This window comes from Pseudomonas azerbaijanoccidentalis, from assembly GCF_019145495.1.
In the GTDB taxonomy this organism is placed as follows: domain Bacteria; phylum Pseudomonadota; class Gammaproteobacteria; order Pseudomonadales; family Pseudomonadaceae; genus Aquipseudomonas; species Aquipseudomonas azerbaijanoccidentalis.
In genome coordinates this window covers 209,851-228,502 of the sequence record NZ_JAHSTU010000006.1, presented here as the reverse complement: position 1 = coordinate 228,502, position 18,652 = coordinate 209,851, and the positions used below count along the sequence as shown (strand labels likewise).

16 protein-coding genes are annotated in these 18,652 nt (G+C 60.2%); 12 read left to right on the top strand and 4 right to left on the bottom strand.

Annotated elements, in window-relative coordinates; all coding sequences use genetic code 11:
* The first annotated feature begins 3 nt into the window (after positions 1-3).
* Positions 4-1,893, top strand: a complete 1,890-nt coding sequence (gene thiC / locus KVG88_RS20580) for a phosphomethylpyrimidine synthase ThiC (RefSeq protein ID WP_217872591.1) — start codon at positions 4-6, stop codon at positions 1,891-1,893.
* Positions 1,894-2,044: 151 nt separating this feature from the next.
* Positions 2,045-3,337, top strand: coding sequence for a putative hydroxymethylpyrimidine transporter CytX (gene cytX / locus KVG88_RS20575; protein ID WP_217872590.1), 1,293 nt, complete (start codon positions 2,045-2,047; stop codon positions 3,335-3,337).
* Here cytX and KVG88_RS20570 read toward each other — a convergent pair.
* Complete coding sequence (locus KVG88_RS20570; protein ID WP_217872589.1) at positions 3,306-4,052, bottom strand: RsiV family protein; 747 nt, start codon at positions 4,050-4,052, stop codon at positions 3,306-3,308. The genes cytX and KVG88_RS20570 overlap by 32 nt on opposite strands.
* 223 nt (positions 4,053-4,275) lie before the next feature.
* Here KVG88_RS20570 and KVG88_RS20565 point away from each other — a divergent pair, with 223 nt between their 5' ends.
* From KVG88_RS20565 to KVG88_RS20525, 9 genes are all read left to right on the top strand, one after another.
* On the top strand, positions 4,276-4,893 hold the full coding sequence (locus tag KVG88_RS20565) for an NUDIX domain-containing protein (RefSeq protein ID WP_150704313.1): 618 nt from the start codon (positions 4,276-4,278) through the stop codon (positions 4,891-4,893).
* Positions 4,884-5,336 (top strand): DUF1249 domain-containing protein, encoded by a 453-nt coding sequence (locus tag KVG88_RS20560; protein WP_008063540.1) that lies wholly within the window; start codon positions 4,884-4,886, stop codon positions 5,334-5,336. Before KVG88_RS20565 ends, KVG88_RS20560 begins: the two co-directional genes overlap by 10 nt.
* Positions 5,337-5,447: 111 nt before the next feature.
* Complete coding sequence (gene cpdA / locus KVG88_RS20555) at positions 5,448-6,263, top strand: 3',5'-cyclic-AMP phosphodiesterase (RefSeq protein WP_150704312.1); 816 nt, start codon at positions 5,448-5,450, stop codon at positions 6,261-6,263.
* Between the two features lie 134 nt (positions 6,264-6,397).
* Positions 6,398-7,006 carry a YqiA/YcfP family alpha/beta fold hydrolase gene (locus KVG88_RS20550; RefSeq protein WP_150704311.1) on the top strand — a complete coding sequence of 203 codons (609 nt, stop codon included), beginning with the start codon at positions 6,398-6,400 and terminating at the stop codon, positions 7,004-7,006.
* 43 nt (positions 7,007-7,049) lie between these two features.
* Positions 7,050-8,957, top strand: coding sequence for a DNA topoisomerase IV subunit B (parE, locus tag KVG88_RS20545; RefSeq protein ID WP_217872588.1), 1,908 nt, complete (start codon positions 7,050-7,052; stop codon positions 8,955-8,957).
* Positions 8,957-9,946 (top strand): esterase-like activity of phytase family protein, encoded by a 990-nt coding sequence (locus KVG88_RS20540; protein WP_217872587.1) that lies wholly within the window; start codon positions 8,957-8,959, stop codon positions 9,944-9,946. The genes parE and KVG88_RS20540 overlap by 1 nt, the downstream gene beginning before the upstream one ends.
* On the top strand, positions 9,943-10,467 hold the full coding sequence (locus tag KVG88_RS20535) for a retropepsin-like aspartic protease family protein (RefSeq protein WP_217872586.1): 525 nt from the start codon (positions 9,943-9,945) through the stop codon (positions 10,465-10,467). Before KVG88_RS20540 ends, KVG88_RS20535 begins: the two co-directional genes overlap by 4 nt.
* Positions 10,468-10,474: 7 nt before the next feature.
* The gene (parC, locus tag KVG88_RS20530; protein ID WP_150704307.1) at positions 10,475-12,742 is read left to right on the top strand and encodes a DNA topoisomerase IV subunit A; all 2,268 of its coding nucleotides are present in this window, start codon (positions 10,475-10,477) and stop codon (positions 12,740-12,742) included.
* 176 nt (positions 12,743-12,918) lie between these two features.
* Positions 12,919-13,632 (top strand): PqiC family protein, encoded by a 714-nt coding sequence (locus tag KVG88_RS20525; protein ID WP_150704306.1) that lies wholly within the window; start codon positions 12,919-12,921, stop codon positions 13,630-13,632.
* Positions 13,633-13,925: 293 nt separating this feature from the next.
* Here KVG88_RS20525 and KVG88_RS20520 read toward each other — a convergent pair whose 3' ends face one another.
* Positions 13,926-15,446: an AhpA/YtjB family protein gene (locus KVG88_RS20520; RefSeq protein ID WP_217872585.1), complete on the bottom strand. Its 1,521-nt coding sequence runs from the start codon at positions 15,444-15,446 to the stop codon at positions 13,926-13,928.
* A 135-nt stretch (positions 15,447-15,581) separates the two neighbouring features.
* Here KVG88_RS20520 and serB point away from each other — a divergent pair, with 135 nt between their 5' ends.
* Complete coding sequence (gene serB, locus KVG88_RS20515; protein ID WP_217872584.1) at positions 15,582-16,796, top strand: phosphoserine phosphatase SerB; 1,215 nt, start codon at positions 15,582-15,584, stop codon at positions 16,794-16,796.
* Between the two features lie 126 nt (positions 16,797-16,922).
* Here serB and asd read toward each other — a convergent pair whose 3' ends face one another.
* Positions 16,923-17,783: an archaetidylserine decarboxylase gene (gene asd, locus KVG88_RS20510; RefSeq protein ID WP_217872583.1), complete on the bottom strand. Its 861-nt coding sequence runs from the start codon at positions 17,781-17,783 to the stop codon at positions 16,923-16,925.
* An 18-nt stretch (positions 17,784-17,801) separates the two neighbouring features.
* Entirely contained in the window at positions 17,802-18,617 is an 816-nt protein-coding gene (locus tag KVG88_RS20505; protein WP_150704302.1) for a rhodanese-like domain-containing protein, read from the bottom strand.
* Positions 18,618-18,652 lie beyond the last annotated feature (35 nt).

Sequence of the window (18,652 nt, the reverse complement as noted above, 5' to 3'; positions counted from 1 at the left end):
GTGATGACTACAAAAGCAAAAATCGCCACTAACCTGAGTGACTCGGCCAAGGTCGATCAACAATCGGTTCAGCCGTTTACCCGTTCGCAAAAAATTTATGTTCAGGGCACTCGCCCGGACATCCTCGTGCCGATGCGCGAAATCAGCCTCGACGTGACGCCGACCGACTTCGGTGGCGAGGTCAACGCACCGGTCGTGGTGTATGACACTTCAGGCCCGTACACCGATCCCAATGTCATTATCGACGTGCGCAAAGGCTTGGCCGACGTGCGTTCGCCGTGGATCGAAGCCCGTGGCGACACTGAGCGACTGAGCGGCCTGAGCTCGAATTTCGGCCAGGAACGTCTTGCCGATCCTGAGCTGACCAAGCTGCGGTTTGCCCACGTCAACAACCCGCGTCGTGCCAAGCCGGGCGCGAACGTCAGCCAGATGCACTACGCACGCCAAGGCATCATTACCGCCGAGATGGAATACGTCGCCATCCGCGAAAACATGAAGCTGGAAGTGGCCCGCGCCGCCGGCTTGCTGGACCAGCAACATGCCGGCCACAGCTTCGGCGCCAGCGTGCCAAAAATCATTACTCCCGAATTCGTCCGTGACGAAATCGCCCGTGGCCGCGCGATCATTCCGGCCAACATCAACCACACCGAACTGGAACCGATGATCATCGGCCGTAACTTCCTGGTGAAGATCAACGGCAACATCGGCAACAGCGCTTTGGGTTCGTCCATCGAAGAAGAAGTGGCGAAACTGACCTGGGGCATTCGCTGGGGTTCGGACACGGTCATGGACTTGTCCACCGGCAAACACATCCACGAAACCCGCGAGTGGATCATCCGTAACTCGCCAGTGCCGATCGGTACTGTGCCGATCTACCAGGCCCTGGAAAAAGTCGGCGGCGCGGCCGAAGACCTGACCTGGGAGCTGTTCCGCGACACGCTGATCGAGCAGGCCGAGCAGGGCGTCGACTACTTCACCATCCACGCCGGCGTACTGCTGCGTTACGTGCCGATGACTGCCAAGCGCGTGACCGGCATCGTTTCCCGTGGCGGTTCGATCATGGCCAAGTGGTGCCTGGCTCACCACAAAGAGAACTTCCTCTACACCCATTTCGAAGACATCTGCGAAATCATGAAGGCCTACGACGTCAGCTTCTCGCTTGGCGATGGCCTGCGTCCTGGTTCGATTGCCGATGCCAACGACGAAGCACAATTCGGCGAGCTGGAAACCCTCGGCGAGCTGACCAAGATTGCCTGGAAGCACGACGTGCAGTGCATGATCGAAGGCCCGGGCCACGTGCCGATGCAGTTGATCAAAGAGAACATGGACAAGCAGCTGGAGTGCTGCGACGAGGCGCCGTTCTACACCCTCGGCCCGCTGACCACCGACATCGCACCGGGCTACGACCACATCACCTCCGGTATCGGTGCGGCGATGATCGGCTGGTTTGGTTGCGCCATGCTTTGCTACGTGACGCCAAAGGAACACTTGGGCCTGCCGAACAAGGATGACGTGAAGACCGGGATCATCACCTACAAGATCGCTGCGCACGCCGCCGATCTGGCGAAAGGGCATCCGGGTGCGCAGATCCGCGACAATGCCTTGAGCAAGGCGCGGTTCGAATTTCGTTGGGAAGACCAGTTCAACCTGGGCCTCGATCCGGACACCGCGCGTTCGTATCACGATGAAACCCTGCCGAAGGATTCGGCCAAGGTCGCGCATTTCTGCTCGATGTGTGGGCCGAAATTCTGCTCGATGAAAATCACCCAGGAAGTCCGCGAGTACGCGGCCAACCAACGGATCGAAGCGGTGGACGTGGACGTCGCCCAAGGCATGGCCGAACAGGCAGAGCGCTTCAAGCAGGAAGGCAGTCAGCTGTATCAGAAAGTTTGATCTGACCTGAAAAGGTGGGGCCTGCACAGGCCCCATCGCCAGCAGGCTGGCTCCCACATTGGATCTGTGAGTTTCACAAGTCCCCTGTGGGAGCCAGCCTGCTGGCGATAGCGATCAACACAACAACAAATGTCCCTCTGAGATAACACCCTTGAGCATTCAACCGAGTACTTATTCCCCCGACATCGCGGTGCCGACCGACAAACGTGTGTTCGGCGGTCGCGATCTGTTTTCCCTCTGGTTTTCCCTCGGCATCGGCCTGATGGTGCTGCAGACCGGTGCATTGCTCGCGCCGGGCCTGGGCCTGTCGGGCTCCTTGCTGGCGATTTTCCTTGGCACCTTGGTCGGCGTTCTGCTGCTGGCCGCCGTTGGCGTGATTGGCAGTGACACCGGCCTGTCGTCGATGGCCGCGCTCAAGCTCAGCCTCGGTGCCAAGGGCGCGAGCCTGCCGGCGGTGCTGAACCTGCTGCAACTGATCGGTTGGGGTTCGTTTGAAATCATCGTCATGCGCGATGCCGCCAGCCTGTTGGGCGCCAAGGCGTTCAGCGACGGTAGTGTGATTGCCAATCCAGTGCTGTGGACGCTGTTTTTCGGTGCCCTGGCAACCTTGTTGGCCGTCAGTGGACCGTTGACCTTCGTGCGCCAGATTTTGCGTAAGTGGGGCATCTGGCTGCTGCTGGCAGCGTGCATCTGGTTGACCTGGAACCTGTTCGCCAAGGCTGACCTGGCCGCGTTGTGGGCCCAGGCCGGTGACGGTTCAATGCCGTTCGCCGTGGGCTTCGACATTGCCATCGCCATGCCGCTGTCGTGGTTGCCGCTGATTGCCGACTACTCGCGTTTCGGCAAGCGGGCGAAAAACGTCTTCGGTGGCACCGCCATCGGCTTCTTCATCGGAAATTTCTGGCTGATGAGTCTGGGCGTGGCCTACACCCTGGCGTTCGCGCCGAGCGGTGAAGTCAATGCCTTGCTGCTGGCGCTGGCCGGTGCCGGCCTGGGGATTCCGCTGCTGCTGATTTTGCTGGATGAATCGGAAAACGCTTTTGCCGATATTCACTCGGCGGCGGTGTCCAGCGGGATTCTGTTGCGCTTGAAAGTCGAGCACCTGGCGCTGGCCATCGGTGTGGTTTGCACCTTGATCGCCCTGCTGGCACCGTTGGCGCAGTACCAGAACTTCCTGCTGCTGATCGGCTCGGTGTTTGCGCCGCTGTTCGGCGTGGTCCTGGTGGATCACTTCATCCTGCGCAAACGCAGTGGCCAGGTGGCGCCAGCCGCGTTGCGCTGGCCGGCGCTGCTCGCCTGGCTGGGCGGGGTCAGCACCTATCATCTGCTGGCCAATTTGTATCCGGACATCGGCGCAACCCTGCCGGCACTGGTGGTGGCAGGGCTGTTACAGCTTGTGCTGGGTCGGGCCTTCAGTTACGGCCGGGAAACAGCTCGGGCTTGATGATGCCGTTCAGGCGAGGGTAGGGGATCTTCAGTTCGACATGGCCCAGCGCGTAAGGCGCGATGCTGCTGGTTTCGTACTTGAGGATCACCCCGCCATAGGTCAGCGCCACGTTCTGGGTTTTCTGGAACGGCCAGCTTTTCACGAACTCCGGTTCCTGATCGAGCTTGGTGCTGATCAACCAGCTGTTGTGCGCCACTTGCGCCGCTTTCCAGAACGCGTCTTCCTGCCCCGGCACCAGCATGTCGGAGAGCGTCAGCACTTTGTGCTGCTGGCGTGAGTAGTTGATGAAGCCGCGCCCAGGCGTGCCGTGGGCACCACCCGTGTCCAGGTAGCTGGACAACTCGATGATCACCAAGCCGTCATGCTGCTCGCGTACTTTCGCTTGCAGATAGCTGCTGTTGTGTGGGCCGGCGGTGCGCAAAAACTCCTCGCGGTAAGCTGCCAGCGTTGGCGCTACCGGGGCGTCGGGCGAGGTACGGGTCATTTGCAGCAGGCGTTTTTCGATGATGCCGTCAAGCGCGGGCTCGGCGGGGAAATGCAGGGTGTCGATGTTTACCAGCGGGCAATCCTGGTCCTTGCAACCGGGCTGCAGTTGTTCGGTGGCGTCGCGGGTTGTTTCCAGCGGCGCACGATAATTGGGCTGGAACAAACTCTGGCAGGCGCCCAGGGTCAGGGCGACAGCGGCCACGGAGGCGATTTTAAAAAGCGACATGGGTGTCCTTCATAAATCAGGGAAAGGCAAAAAGTTACCCGCTTCGACTATCAACGGAGCAGTCAGTTCGCCACTAAGCTAATTAGAGTGGGTTTCGCCCTCACCGTCTATCCCGCTGACGGGAAAGGGGCTGCATCAAACCTCACGGGCGCGTTAGGATGGCGCGAAGTCGAGGCCCGGGAAAAAGGCAGCCTCGAACAGGACTTGTAGAACGAGGATAGTCATGACTGATTTTGCCAACGCCATTCCGACCGCCGTAGAGATCGTTCGGCGCGAAAAGTGCTTCGAGGGCTTCTACAAGCTCGATCGCGTGCACTTGCGTCATGAATTGTTCGCCGGCGGGATGAGTCGCGAAATCAGTCGTGAACTGTTTGTTCGCCACGATGCGGTGTGTGTTCTGCCTTATGATCCACAGCGCGACGAAGTGGTGCTGATTGAGCAGTTTCGCGTCGGCGCCATTGGCAAGACCGACAATCCGTGGCTGATCGAACTGGTCGCTGGTCTGATCGACAAAGACGAACAGCCGGAAGAAGTTGCTCACCGCGAAGCGCAGGAGGAAGCTGGGCTTGTATTCGGGGCGCTGTGGCCGATGACCAAATATTTTCCATCGCCGGGCGGCAGCAACGAATTCGTGCATTTGTACCTGGGGCGTTGTGACAGTAAAGGGGCCGGCGGCCTGCATGGGCTGGAGGAAGAAGCTGAAGATATCCGCGTTACGGTGTGGGCCTTTGAAGATGCCCTGCAAGCCGTACGCGACGGGCGTATTGCCAATGCGGCAAGCATCATTGCCTTGCAATGGTTGGCTTTGAACCGCGTTGAAGTGAGGGGGTTATGGTCGTAAACAAACTGCGCGATCGCTATCGGGTCGACCTCGTGGGGCTGCAAGCGTCCTGCGAGGCGAACTACGCGCGCCTGATGCGACTGTTGCCAGACATGCGCAGCGAGCCCGCCGCCCGGCGCATCGCCGTGACCCATGGCGATCAGATGCTCGGCGTGCTGGCGCTGGAAGTGCTGCAAGTCTGTCCCTACACCACCACGTTGCAAGTGCGTCAGGAGCACAGCCTGCCGTGGTTACCGGTGCCGCAACTGGAAGTGCAGGTCTATCACGACGCCTGTATGGCCGAAGTGGTCAGCGCCGAACATGCGCGACGCTTTCGCGGCATCTATCCTTACCCGAACGCCTCGATGCATCAGCCTGACGAAAAGGCCCAATTGAACATGTTCCTGGGCGAGTGGCTGAGCCATTGCCTGGCGCTGGGGCATGAGTACGAAGTGGTACGTTAACTTCCGTCGCAGTTGTGAACTGCGTCAGGTTCACAGGTTTCTTCTTTCGATCGTCCCCCAGCATAATTGCGCCAATCATCCAATCCCGTGATCACGTCCTGGGAGACCACCTTGCCGAGCGTATCCACCTTGACCACCGCCGATCCGGCGTTGCTGGTGCAGATCTCCGACAGCCATCTGTTTGCCGAGGCGAACACTACGCTGCTGGGCATGAACACCCGTGACAGCCTGCAAAAAGTCATCGAACTGGTGCAGGCACAGCAGCCGCGGATTGATCTGATCCTGGCCACCGGTGATCTGTCCCAGGACGGTACGCTGGAGTCTTATCAGCAGTTTCGCGATTTGACCGGGCAACTCAACGCGCCCGCGCGCTGGATTCCCGGCAATCATGACGAGCCGCAGATCATGGCCCAGGCCGCAGTGCAGAGCGCTTTGCTGGAACCGGTGGTGGATATCGGCAACTGGCGGGTCACGTTGCTCGATTCGGCGGTGCCGGGCTCGGTGCCGGGTTATTTGCAGGACGAACAGTTGCAACTGCTGGCTCGCTCGCTGAGTGAAGCGCCGCAGCGCCATCATCTGGTGTGCTTCCACCATCATCCGGTGCCGATCGGTTGTGCGTGGATGGAGCCGATCGGACTGCGCAATCCAGAAGCTTTTTTTGAAGTGCTCGATCGTTTTCCACAGGTGCGCGCCGTGCTTTGGGGGCATGTGCACCAGGAGATCGATCAATTGCGTAACGGCGTGCGTCTGATCGCCTCGCCATCGACCTGCATTCAGTTCGAACCGGGCAGCGAGGATTTCAAGGTTGGCGAGCAGGCTCCGGGTTATCGCTGGTTGCGCTTGCTGCCGGACGGGCGGCTGGAAACCGGTGTGGAGCGAGTCATCGGCTTCGATTTTACGGTGGATTACGGTTCCAACGGCTACTGACAATGTAGGAGCTGCCGAAGGCTGCGATCTTTTGATTGTGTTTTTAAAGGCAAGATCAAAAGATCGCAGCCTCGTTGCACTCGACAGCTCCTACAGTAAACTCCCCATCTTTACCCGACGCACAGGGAGTCCAAATGTCCGGTTCGATCCTTTATATCCACGGTTTCAACAGCGCGCCTGCATCGAAAAAGGCCACTCAGTTGATCGAAGTGATGGACCGTCTGGGTTTGAGCGACCAGTTGCGCGTGCCTGCCTTGCATCATCACCCGCGTGAGGCCATCGGTCAGCTCGAAGAGGCGATTGAAGCGCTCGGGCGGCCTCTGCTGGTCGGCAGCTCACTCGGCGGCTACTATGCGACTCACTTGGCCGAGCGCCATGGCCTGAAAGCCCTGCTGATCAACCCTGCCGTCAGTCCGCACCGGATGTTCGACGGATTTCTGGGGACGCAGAAAAACCTGTATACCGATGAGACCTGGGAATTGACCCACGACCACGTAGCGGCCCTGGCCGAACTGGAAGTGCCGGCCCCTCAGGACCCGCAGCGGTATCAGGTATGGTTGCAGACGGGTGATGAAACGCTGGATTATCGCCTGGCGCAGCAGTATTACCGGGCCTGTGCCTTGCGTATCCAGGCCGGTGGCGACCATAGTTTCCAGGGGTTTGCCGCACAGCTTCCAGCCATGCTGAGTTTTGCCGGCATTGGCGCAGATTTGTATCAGGCGATAGATTTCACGGCATTGTGAAAACTCGCCCCTATTTTCAATGAATGACTGACGACGAGACCCCATGGCCACTCCCAGCGCTAGCTCTTATAACGCCGACGCCATCGAAGTCCTCTCGGGCCTCGACCCGGTGCGCAAACGCCCCGGCATGTACACCGACACCAGTCGGCCGAACCACCTCGCCCAGGAAGTCATCGACAACAGCGTCGACGAAGCCTTGGCCGGGCACGCCAAATCGGTGCAGGTCATCCTGCACGCCGATCACTCGCTGGAAGTCAGCGATGACGGCCGTGGCATGCCGGTGGACATCCACCCCGAAGAGGGCGTGTCGGGCGTCGAACTGATCCTCACCAAGCTTCATGCGGGCGGCAAGTTTTCCAACAAGAACTACCAGTTCTCCGGCGGTCTGCACGGGGTGGGTATTTCGGTGGTCAACGCCTTGTCGACCGAAGTCCGGGTGCGTGTAAAACGTGACGGCAACGAATACCAGATGACCTTCGCCGACGGCTACAAGGCCACCGAGCTGGAAATCGTTGGTACGGTGGGTAAACGCAACACGGGCACCAGCGTGTTCTTTGCGCCGGACCCGAAATACTTCGACTCACCAAAATTCTCCATCAGCCGCCTCAAGCACGTGCTCAAGGCCAAGGCCGTTCTGTGCCCGGGGCTGCTGGTCAGTTTTGAGGACAAGGCCACCGGCGAGAAAGTCGAATGGCATTACGAAGACGGTCTGCGTTCCTATTTGGTGGACGCGGTCAGCGAATTCGAGCGTCTGCCGGACGAACCGTTCTGCGGCGCGTTCGCCGGTAACAAGGAAGCGGTGGACTGGGCGCTGCTGTGGCTGCCGGAAGGTGGCGATGCGGTGCAGGAAAGCTACGTCAACCTGATCCCGACCGCCCAGGGCGGCACCCACGTCAACGGCTTGCGCCAAGGCTTGCTCGACGCCATGCGCGAGTTCTGCGAGTTCCGCAGCCTGTTGCCGCGCGGCGTGAAGCTGGCGCCGGAAGACGTCTGGGAACGCATCGCTTTCGTCCTGTCGATGAAGATGCAGGAGCCGCAATTCTCCGGCCAGACCAAAGAGCGTCTGTCGTCCCGCGAAGCGGCGGCGTTCGTTTCTGGTGTGGTCAAGGACGCGTTCAGCCTGTGGCTCAACGCCAACCCGGAAACCGGTCTGGCGCTGGCCGAGCTGGCGATCAATAACGCCGGTCGTCGTCTGAAGGCCAGCAAAAAGGTCGAGCGTAAACGCATCACCCAGGGTCCGGCGCTGCCGGGCAAACTCGCCGATTGCGCCGGGCAAGACCCGATGCGTTCCGAACTGTTCCTGGTGGAAGGTGATTCCGCGGGCGGTTCAGCCAAGCAGGCGCGGGACAAAGAATTCCAGGCGATCCTGCCACTACGCGGCAAGATCTTGAACACCTGGGAAGTCGACGGCAGCGAAGTGCTGGCAAGCCAGGAAGTGCACAACATCGCCGTGGCGATCGGTGTCGACCCGGGCGCCGCGGACATGAGCCAGCTGCGCTACGGCAAAATCTGCATCCTCGCCGACGCCGACTCCGACGGCCTGCACATCGCGACCTTGCTCTGCGCCTTGTTCGTCCAGCACTTCCGTGCGTTGGTCGATGCCGGTCACGTCTATGTCGCCATGCCGCCGCTGTACCGGATCGACCTGGGCAAAGAGATCTACTACGCCCTCGACGAAGCCGAACGCGACGGTATTCTCGATCGCCTGGTGGCCGAGAAGAAACGCGGTAAGCCGCAGGTCACGCGATTCAAAGGTCTGGGTGAAATGAACCCGCCACAACTGCGCGAAACCACCATGGACCCGAACACCCGGCGCCTGGTGCAACTGACGTTGGGCGATGATTTCGACGCCACCTCGGAAATGATGGACATGCTGCTGGCGAAAAAGCGCGCCGGCGACCGCAAGACCTGGCTGGAATCCAAGGGCAACCTGGCGGAGGTGCTGGGCTGATGCGCTTGGGCTTTGCCCTGGCGTGTGCGTTGCTGCTGACCTCGATGACGGTGTCTGCCGAGCCGACGCCGCAACTGCGTTTGGTGTCCGAGCATGCCGTCGATGGCATGCGCGGCGGCAACCTGTCCGGGCTGGCTCAATGCGGCAAGGAGCTGTGGACAGTCTCCGACCGCGACGACGATCAGATCTACCGCCTCGACACCCGGGCCAGCATCTGGCAGGCCGAAGCCGTGGGTATCGGCGTGCTTGACGTGCCGGATAGCGGATTGCCCTGGGGCCTGCGCTCGCGGGCCTGGGCAGCATCGTACGTGCGTGGCGGCAACCTGGATTTCGAAGGCATCACCTGCGACAGCGCCGGCAATCGCTACGTGGTCAGCGAAGCCCATGCGGCGGTGTTGCAAATACCGCCAACCGGGCCGACCTCCTGGCTGAAGATTTCGCCGCTCATGGTGCGCGAAGCGCGGGCCAGTGGCCTGTTGTTGCGCTTCAATGCGCTGTTCGAAGGCCTGGCGATCAACCCTGAAGGTGACCAATTGTGGTTGGCCGCCGAGCGCGAGAGCCGCGGATTGCTGCTGATCAAGCGCAAGCAATCAGTGTGGGACTGCGATGGCGGTTGCGTGTTGCTGAGCGAAGCCGGGAAAGAAATGCAACCGGCACAATTTCCACACGCCCGTGCGATGCCTCGGGACTTTGCCGATCTGTCACTGTTCAACGGCAAGCTGTTTACCCTGGAGCGCAATGCGTTCGAGATCTGCCGCCGCGACGCAGTGACCGCCAAAGTCGAGCGTTGCTGGTCGTTTGCCGAAGAGGCGTTGCAGGAAAACCGGCGTTATCCACAGGATTATGGCCTCGCCGAGGCGTTGGTCGTGGACGCTGACGGTGCCTGGATCGGCATCGACAACAACACCGGAGCCCGCGCCGATGGCGAAGTTCGTCCGATCATCTGGCGCTTTGCCGCGCCTGACGGTGGCTGGAGCGCCAAGCCGTGAGCCAGCAAACCCCAGGCAAACGCGCCGGTCGGGTGTTGATGGTGCTGGCCTGGTGCGCGGCGCTGTTTCTGGCGACGCGGTTTTTCGGGCAGTGGGAAGAGCGTCAGCAAAACCCGAATGTGGTGGTGAGCTCACAGCAGGGTGATGGGTTTATCGAAGTGAAACTGGCGAGCAACGCCCAGGGGCATTTCGTCGCCAGCGGCCATATCAATGGCCAGCCGGTGGATTTCATGCTCGATACCGGAGCGACCGATGTGGCGATCCCGGCCGAGTTGGCCAGGCGCTTGAAGCTCGAAGAGGGTTTCGGTGTGACCCTGAGCACGGCCAATGGCCTGAGCCAGGGCTATCGCACCCGTATTGAACGCCTGCAACTGGGCGACATCGTGCTGCGGGATGTCCGCGCACTGGTGGCGCCCGGCCTGCATGGCGACCAAGTGCTGCTCGGCATGAGCGCACTGAACAAACTTGAATTTACCCAGCGCGGTGGCACCATGCTGCTGCGCCAGACAACGAACCGATGAGGCCCGCATGAGCGACATCCTTGCAGACAGCTTAGATGGCGTAGAACGCCGATCGCTGGCTGACTTCACCGAAAATGCCTACCTCAACTACTCCATGTACGTGATCATGGACCGTGCCTTGCCGCATATCGGCGACGGCCTGAAACCCGTGCAACGGCGCATTATTTACGCCATGAGCGAGTTGGGGCTGGACGCTGATTCCAAGCACAAGAAATCGGCGCGTACCGTCGGTGACGTGCTCGGCAAGTTCCACCCCCACGGCGACTCGGCCTGCTACGAAGCCATGGTCCTGATGGCCCAGCCGTTCAGCTATCGCTACACGCTGGTCGACGGCCAGGGTAACTGGGGTGCGCCGGATGATCCGAAATCCTTCGCCGCCATGCGTTACACCGAAGCGCGGTTGTCGCGCTATTCCGAAGTGTTGCTCAGCGAACTGGGCCAAGGCACCGCGGATTGGGGCCCGAACTTCGACGGCACCCTCGACGAACCGCTGGTATTGCCGGCACGTTTGCCGAACATCCTGCTCAATGGCACCACCGGCATTGCCGTGGGCATGGCCACCGACGTACCGCCGCACAACCTGCGCGAAGTCGCCAGTGCCTGCGTGCGTTTGCTCGATGAACCCAAAGCCACGGTCGAACAGCTCTGCGAACACATTCAAGGCCCGGATTACCCGACCGAAGCGGAAATCATCACGCCGCGCGCCGACCTGCTGAAAATGTATGAAACCGGCAAGGGCTCGGTGCGCATGCGCGCCGTTTATCACATCGAAGACGGCGACATCATCGTCACCGCGCTGCCGCATCAAGTGTCGGGCGCCAAGGTGCTGGAACAGATTGCGGCCATGATGCAGGCCAAGCCGTCCAAGGCGCCGCAGATCGCTGACTTGCGTGACGAGTCGGACCACGAGAACCCGTGCCGGATCGTGATCATTCCAGGTGCGCGGAAAAACTTTGACCACGATGCGTTGATGCAGCATCTGTTCGCCAGCACCGAGCTGGAATCGAGCTATCGGGTCAACGTCAATATCATCGGTCTGGACGGTAAGCCGCAGCTGAAAAACCTGCGCGCCTTGCTGGTCGAGTGGTTGGAGTTCCGGGTACAGACCGTTCGTCGCCGTCTGCAATTCCGCCTCGATAAAGTCGAGCGTCGTCTGCACCTGTTGGATGGCTTGTTGATCGCTTACCTCAACCTGGATGAAGTGATTCACATCATCCGCACCGAGGAACATCCGAAAGCCGCGCTGATCGAGCGTTTCGCCCTGAGCGAAATACAGGCCGACTACATTCTCGACACCCGTCTGCGTCAGTTGGCGCGACTTGAAGAAATGAAGCTGCGCGCCGAGCAGGATGAATTGCTCAAGGAACAAGCCAAGCTGCAAGCCCTGCTCAGCAGCGAAGCCAAGCTGAAGAAACTGGTGCGCACCGAGCTGATCAAAGACGCTGAAACTTACGGCGATGACCGTCGTTCGCCAATCGTCGAGCGTACTGAAGCCAAGGCCTTGACCGAACACGACCTGTTGCCGAACGAAAAAGTGACGGTCGTGCTGTCGGAGAAAGGTTGGATACGCTCCGCCAAAGGGCATGAAATCGACGCCACCGGCCTTTCCTACAAGGCTGGCGACGGTTTCAAAGCCTTGGCGGCCGGGCGCTCTAACCAGTTCGCCGTGTTTATCGACTCCACCGGGCGCAGTTATTCGGTGGCCGCGCATACGTTGCCGTCGGCCCGTGGCCAGGGCGAACCGCTGACCGGTCGTCTGACGCCACCGCCGGGCGCGACCTTCGAATGCGTGCTGATGCCCGAAGACGACGCGCTGTACGTGATCGCGTCCGACGCCGGTTACGGTTTCGTGGTCAAGGGTGAAGACCTGCAGGCCAAGAACAAGGCGGGCAAGGCGCTGTTGAGCCTGCCGAACAACGCCAAGGTGATCCTGCCGCGGCCTGTCGCCGATCGTGAACATAACTGGTTGGCGTCTGTGACCACCGAAGGTCGGCTGCTGATCTTCAAAATCAGCGATCTGCCACAATTAGGTAAGGGCAAAGGCAACAAGATCATCGGGATTTCCGGTGAGCGTGTGGCCAGTCGCGAAGAGTATGTTACGGACATCGCCGTCATTCCGGAGGGTGCCACTTTGGTGCTGCAGGCCGGAAAACGTACCTTGTCACTGAAAGCGGACGACCTCGAACACTATAAGGGTGAGCGTGGGCGTCGTGGTAACAAACTGCCACGTGGCTTCCAGAGGGTAGATGCGCTGCTCGTCGAAAACCTCAATTAAGCGTCCTAGAGGCCTCGATCTACGATTTAACGCGTAGATCGACGCTTTGGCGCTGGAGTCGGAACGCATATTCACGGATGATATGGCCTTTCAAGCGCCGGCGTGGCCGAGCGTTCTTCATATTTATTGAGTATTTTCACTGTGATTAGCCTTGTGGCAATCACCTGGATGGGACGATGACTGCTCTGCGCCTTCCTTTTATTTTGATGCTCGCCGGCGTTCTTGGCCTGGCGGGTTGCAGCGTTCACCAGCCGGTGTCGCTGTATCAACTGGACAGCGGAAGTCCGGTTCAGCCTGCGCAAAGCGCGGGCATGGCGGTATTGCTGGGCCCGGTGACCGTTGCCGACTATCTGCAACGCGAAACCCTGCTGCAGCGTCAACCCGATGGCAGCCTGCAAGCGGCGACCGATGGTCGTTGGGCCGGCAGCCTGTCTTCCGACATCGACCAGCTGTTGTTGCGTCAGGTCGCCGGTCATCTGGACAGCCAGCGCGTGGTATTGGCGCCGGCAACCGTGGGTTTCACCCCGGATGTTCAGGTGTTGTTGACCATCACCCGTCTGGATTCGGGTGAAAAGCAGCCGGCGATCCTCGATGCGCAATGGCGTCTGATTGACCGCCGTGGGCAAGTCCGCGACAACCGCATCATCCACCTGCAGGAACTGCACGCCGGCACCACCGCGGCGCAGGTTCAGGCTCAGGGTGTGTTGTTGCAGAAGCTGGCTGAACAGCTGTCGACCGCGCTCAAGCCGCTGGCCAACCAGCCACCGATCGCCGAAGCGCCAAAGAAACCGGCAGCTAAACCTGTGGCGCCTGCGGCGGAAGCGGAAAAGCAGCCGAAGATTCCAATGGCTTCACCGATTCGTACCGATATGGAAGTGTTCCGCTTCTAAGGCTGGATCGAGTCAAACCAAAGCCCGCCTTGCGCGGGCTTTGTTGTTTCTGCTGATTGGAGACGTCCAGTGCGGCTGATGCCTCATCGCTGGCAAGCCAGCCCACAGGGGTATCCGTAGAACGCAGATCGTGTGTACGACATCAATCAATGTGGGAGCTGTTGAGCGCAGATTGTATGTACGACACCAATCACTGTGGGAGCTGGCTTGCCAGCGATTGCGGCAGTACAGGCAATAAAAAAGCCCGCAGACGATCACTCGTCTGCGGGCTTCTTCGCAACCGGGCTTAAGGCTTACGCCCGGCGCTCATGCATCCGCGCCAGTTGCCGTTCGAGCATCGACGGATAAGGCTCCATCAGCCGTTCTACGCAGCAAGCCCCTTCAGGGCTGGCAATCGGGCGGATCCGTGCGCGTTGACGGATGAGCGCGTCGTCGCTGATCTTGCGCTCCACCAGCAGCAGGTTGCGGCTGTGTTGCGACAGGGCCAGGGCGTCCTGAGCACTATCGGTCAGCAGCAGATCGATCTGGCTCAGGCCGAACAGCTCATCACCCAACGTCAGGCCCAACTGCAATTGCAGGGTAATGCCGCTGTCGGCGACTTCGATCTGCAACTGATGGCCCAGCGCACGCAGCAACTCGCCGCAGCAGATGGCATTGGTCAGATAGTCGTCGCCGCTGTCTTCGGTATGGAACAGCATCAGCGTACTGCCGTCGTTCAGCGTGTGCAGTTCACTCTGGTAGAGCGAAGCAGCCTGGTCGAGGCAGTCACGGTAACGCTTGAGCAGTTCTTCCAGGCGTGTGCGCGGTAAACGACGCAGCTGCTCCTGAGAACCCAACTGTACGGCCAGCACGGCGCTGTGCTGCGGCACATTCGAAGGCACAGGGCGGGCTATCGGTTTGGCTTCGCTGTCTGCCTCATCGAGCAAGTCGGCAAACGCATCATCGTCGTCTTCGTCTTCGACCGTGCTGACAACGCGTCGCGGTGCCGCCTTCATCGCCGCCATCGGGCGACTTTCATCGAAACTTGGATCGCGCAGGTTGCGTACTTCGAAGCCGGGCTCGGCATCGTCGTAATCACTGTCATCGAGCTCGGGTTCCGGCACCGGTTCCGGTTCGGCGGGCTCGGGGGCGAAATTGGCGTGCAGCTGACGCGCCAGGTCACCGATCTCGTCCTGACGTTCGGTGGCCGGGGTGTATTCATCAATGTTGCGCAACCACACGCGCAATTGCATGAGCGGCGTGGAGATGTGCCGGCCCAGGCGCAGGCTCAAGGCCAGGGACAAGGCCAGCAGGATCGCGCTCAGGATGCCCATGCTTTGCAGGCTGATGGTCATCGGTTGCTGGAACTGGTCCATGTCCAGGCTGATGCGCAGCTGCCCGGCGGTCACGTCCTGAAACGTGATCTTGCTCTGGTAGATGCCCTCGGCTTCGCCCAGCAGGCCGTGTTTGGGGCGCTGACCGGCTTCGGCAAGGATGCGGTTATCCATGCTGTAGATGGCGGCGTGCGCCACCAGCTTGTTTTTGGTCAGGTTGTTGAGCAGCACGTTGAGGCTGAGGATGTCATTGGACACCAACAGCTCGGTGGCCGAGGTGGCGGTCTGCGTGGTCAGGCTTTCGCCCAGCGCATCGGCCTGCTCGTGCATGGCCTGCTTGAACTGCAAACCCATCACGCAGGCGTAGATCACCAGGGCCAGAGCGACCAGGATCACGTTATGGCTGGCGATGCGTAATGCAATCGGTACACGGCGGTGACGCAGTGCCCGGAAGATCAGCAGGAAGAAGTTATCGGTTTTTACTGGCGTGGGCCGGTTCACTTGAGCTCGGCTCTTTTGTCCGTGAAGTTGACGCGCAGTATAGCGACAGGCCCTAGACCGTCAAAGCGCTCACGGTGCCCGATGGTCACTGAAAGTGGGTAGAATGCGGTTTTTTTCCACCTGCGGGGGTGCGCCTTGCGCGAAATCGTCCTGATAAACATCACGGGAGTCGACCGTCCGGGTCTGACTGCGGCCATTACCGGCGTTCTGGCCCAGGGTGGTGTGAACATTCTCGACATCGGTCAGGCGGTGATCCACGACACGCTGTCGTTCGGCATCCTGGTTGAAATTCCCGACACCGAGCAAGGCAAGTCCGTGCTCAAGGATATCCTGTTCAAAGGCTATGAACTGGATCAACAGGTGCGTTTCACGCCGGTGTCCGAACAGGATTACCAGCAGTGGGTGGGCAACCAGGGCAAAAAGCGCCACATCGTGACGTTGCTGACCCGCAAGGTGACCGCCGGGCAATTGCAGGCCGTGAGTTCGATCACCGCCAAGTATGGCCTGAACATCGACCACATCGATCGTCTGTCCGGGCGCATGCCGCTGGATACCCCGGCTGATAAAGGCAAGGGATGCATCGAGTTTTCCGTGCGTGGCGAAGCGGCTGATCCGCAGGCGCTGCGTGCCGAATTTCTCAGCGTTGCTCAGGAGCTGAACGTCGATATCGCCTTCCAGGAAGATTCGCTGTTCCGTCGTAACCGTCGTCTGGCGGTGTTCGACATGGACTCGACCCTGATCGAAGCCGAGGTGATCGACGAACTGGCCAAGGCCGCCGGCGTGGGTGACAAGGTTTCGGAAATCACCGAGCGGGCGATGGCCGGTGAACTGGATTTCCGCGCCAGCTTCAAAGAGCGCCTGGCGTTGCTTAAAGGTCTGGATGTCGGCGTACTGGATTCCATCGGCGCTTCGCTGCGCTTGACCGAAGGCGCTGAAACCCTGTTCGCCGAACTCAAGCGCTTGGGTTACAAGACCGCCATTCTGTCGGGTGGCTTCACCTACTTCGCCAAGCAATTGCAGGCCAAGCTCGGTATCGATTACGTGTTCGCCAACGAACTGGAAGTGGTCGACGGCAAGGTGACTGGCGTGGCCATCGAGCCGATTGTCGACGCGCAGCGCAAAGCGGATCTGCTGAAAGAGTTGGCGCACAAGGAAGGTTTGCGTCTGGAGCAGACCATTGCGGTCGGCGACGGCGCGAATGACTTGCCGATGCTGGCAATTGCCGGGTTGGGCGTGGCGTTCCGTGCCAAGCCGCTGGTTAAACAGTCGGCGAAGCAGGCGATTTCCACCCTGGGGCTGGATGGTGTGCTGTATCTGCTGGGCTTCCGCGATCGCGACGGCCAGCTCTGATATACCCGCAGTCTGCGCTTCTGCATGTAGGAGCTGCCGCAGGCTGCGATCTTTTGATCTTAAGACATCAAGATCAAAAGATCGCAGCCTGCGGCAGCTCCTACATTATTTAGATCAGCGTATGGATCAGGCTTTTGGTGAGCCCATGCCCTGACCCATCTGCACGGCGACGCCGGCAGTCATGTCTTCAGCCCACTTCACTTGATCCGGCCCGAACAGCACGACAGCGGTCGAACCCAGCTTGAAGCGACCCAGCTCCGCACCTTTTTCCAAGTGGATCGGCGCACGCGCGGCTTCGTCGTAGCGGAAGGTTTTCAGCTCGCGTTTCGGCGGCGTAACCAGGCCAGCCCACACGGTTTCAATCGACGCGACGATCATCGCACCCACCAACACCACGGCCATCGGCCCGCGCTCAGTGTCGAAAATGCACGCTACACGCTCGTTGCGGGCGAACAGTTCCGGTACGTTTTCAGCGGTGGACTGGTTCACCGAGAACAGACGACCCGGGATGTAGACCATCTCGCGCAAGGTGCCGGCCAGCGGCATGTGCACACGGTGGTAGTCTTTCGGCGACAGGTAAATAGTCGCGAAATCACCGCCCATGAACGGCGCAGCATTGGCCGCATCGCCACCCAGCAGTTCCAGTACGCTGAAACTGTGGCCCTTGGCCTGGAACACGCGACCGTGTTCGATCGGGCCGAGCTGGCTGATCGCACCGTCGGCCGGGCTGAGGATCGCGCCCGGTGTTTCGTCGAGCGGGCGGGAGCCGTCTTTCAAGGCGCGGGTGAAGAAGTCGTTGAAATGCTCATAGGCGGTCAGGTCTTCGACCAGCGCCTGCGACATGTCCACCTGATAGCGCTTGGCGAACCATGCGGTGAAGGCATTCTTGAACCAGCGAACGCGGCATTCGGCGATGCAGCCGGCCAGTCGCGAGAGCAAGTGGTGGGGCAGCAGGTATTGGCTGAGGATAAACAAACGCTCTTTCATTAGGTGTCCTTAAAAACCTTAAATCTCGACGGGGGTGTCGGGGTGATTTCCCCATTCGCCCCAGGAGCCGGCGTAGCCTTTGACCCGCGGATAACCGAGGGACTTGGCCACCAGATAAGTGAAGCCCGACCGGTGATGGGTCTGGCAGTGGGTAATGATTTCTTTGTCAGGCGTGATGCCCAATTGTTTAAGGATTGCCGGCATGTCGCTGCGGATACGCAATTGGCGCGTCTTATCCATGCCTGCCGTCCATTCGAAATTGACCGCACCGGGGATATGACCTCCCTTGGCCGCGAGCACTTTTTCACCGGAATATTCCAGCGGCCCGCGCGCATCCCAGATCGCCAGGTCAGCAGCGCCGAGACGGCTTTGCAGGTACTCGCGAGTAGCGGTAGGTTCGTCATGCAATGTCAGCGCAACTGGACCGCCTGCGGTTGGCGGGATCTGGATCGACATCGGCAAACCTTCTGCCAGCCAAGCGGGCAAACCGCCGTCTATGTAGTGGTATTTGCTGTGGCCGATGACGTCCAGCAACCAGATAAAGCGCCCGGCCCAACCGCCGCCTTCGTCGTCATACACCACGTAAACGGCGTCGGGGTTGTGTCCCAATTCGCCAAACAGCGCTTCAAGTGCTGCCTGCGGTGGCATCAGTCCCGGCGCAGGTGCCTGACCGAGTTGGGTACGTTTAGGGTCGACAAAACGTGCACCGGGAATATGCCCTTCGGTGTAGCGGGCGCTGCTGGTCAGGTCCACCAGGATCAGCTCGCGGGCGTCGAGGCGAGGGAGCAAGTCGCTCGGCTCGATCACCAGCGGCAAGCCAGAGAAGTCAGACATGTGAGGTCTCCAGGGCACAAAAAGGGAAGATTGTA

Coding starts and splice junctions, on each gene's coding strand:
- KVG88_RS20550 (WP_150704311.1), top strand. CDS start 6,398: ATGTCCGGTTCGATCCTTTATATCCACGGTTTCAACAGCGCGCCTGCA.
- KVG88_RS20565 (WP_150704313.1), top strand. CDS start 4,276: ATGACTGATTTTGCCAACGCCATTCCGACCGCCGTAGAGATCGTTCGG.
- KVG88_RS20560 (WP_008063540.1), top strand. CDS start 4,884: ATGGTCGTAAACAAACTGCGCGATCGCTATCGGGTCGACCTCGTGGGG.
- parC (WP_150704307.1), top strand. CDS start 10,475: ATGAGCGACATCCTTGCAGACAGCTTAGATGGCGTAGAACGCCGATCG.
- thiC (WP_217872591.1), top strand. CDS start 4: ATGACTACAAAAGCAAAAATCGCCACTAACCTGAGTGACTCGGCCAAG.
- parE (WP_217872588.1), top strand. CDS start 7,050: ATGGCCACTCCCAGCGCTAGCTCTTATAACGCCGACGCCATCGAAGTC.
- KVG88_RS20525 (WP_150704306.1), top strand. CDS start 12,919: ATGACTGCTCTGCGCCTTCCTTTTATTTTGATGCTCGCCGGCGTTCTT.
- KVG88_RS20570 (WP_217872589.1), bottom strand. CDS start 4,052: ATGTCGCTTTTTAAAATCGCCTCCGTGGCCGCTGTCGCCCTGACCCTG.
- asd (WP_217872583.1), bottom strand. CDS start 17,783: ATGAAAGAGCGTTTGTTTATCCTCAGCCAATACCTGCTGCCCCACCAC.
- KVG88_RS20540 (WP_217872587.1), top strand. CDS start 8,957: ATGCGCTTGGGCTTTGCCCTGGCGTGTGCGTTGCTGCTGACCTCGATG.
- KVG88_RS20505 (WP_150704302.1), bottom strand. CDS start 18,617: ATGTCTGACTTCTCTGGCTTGCCGCTGGTGATCGAGCCGAGCGACTTG.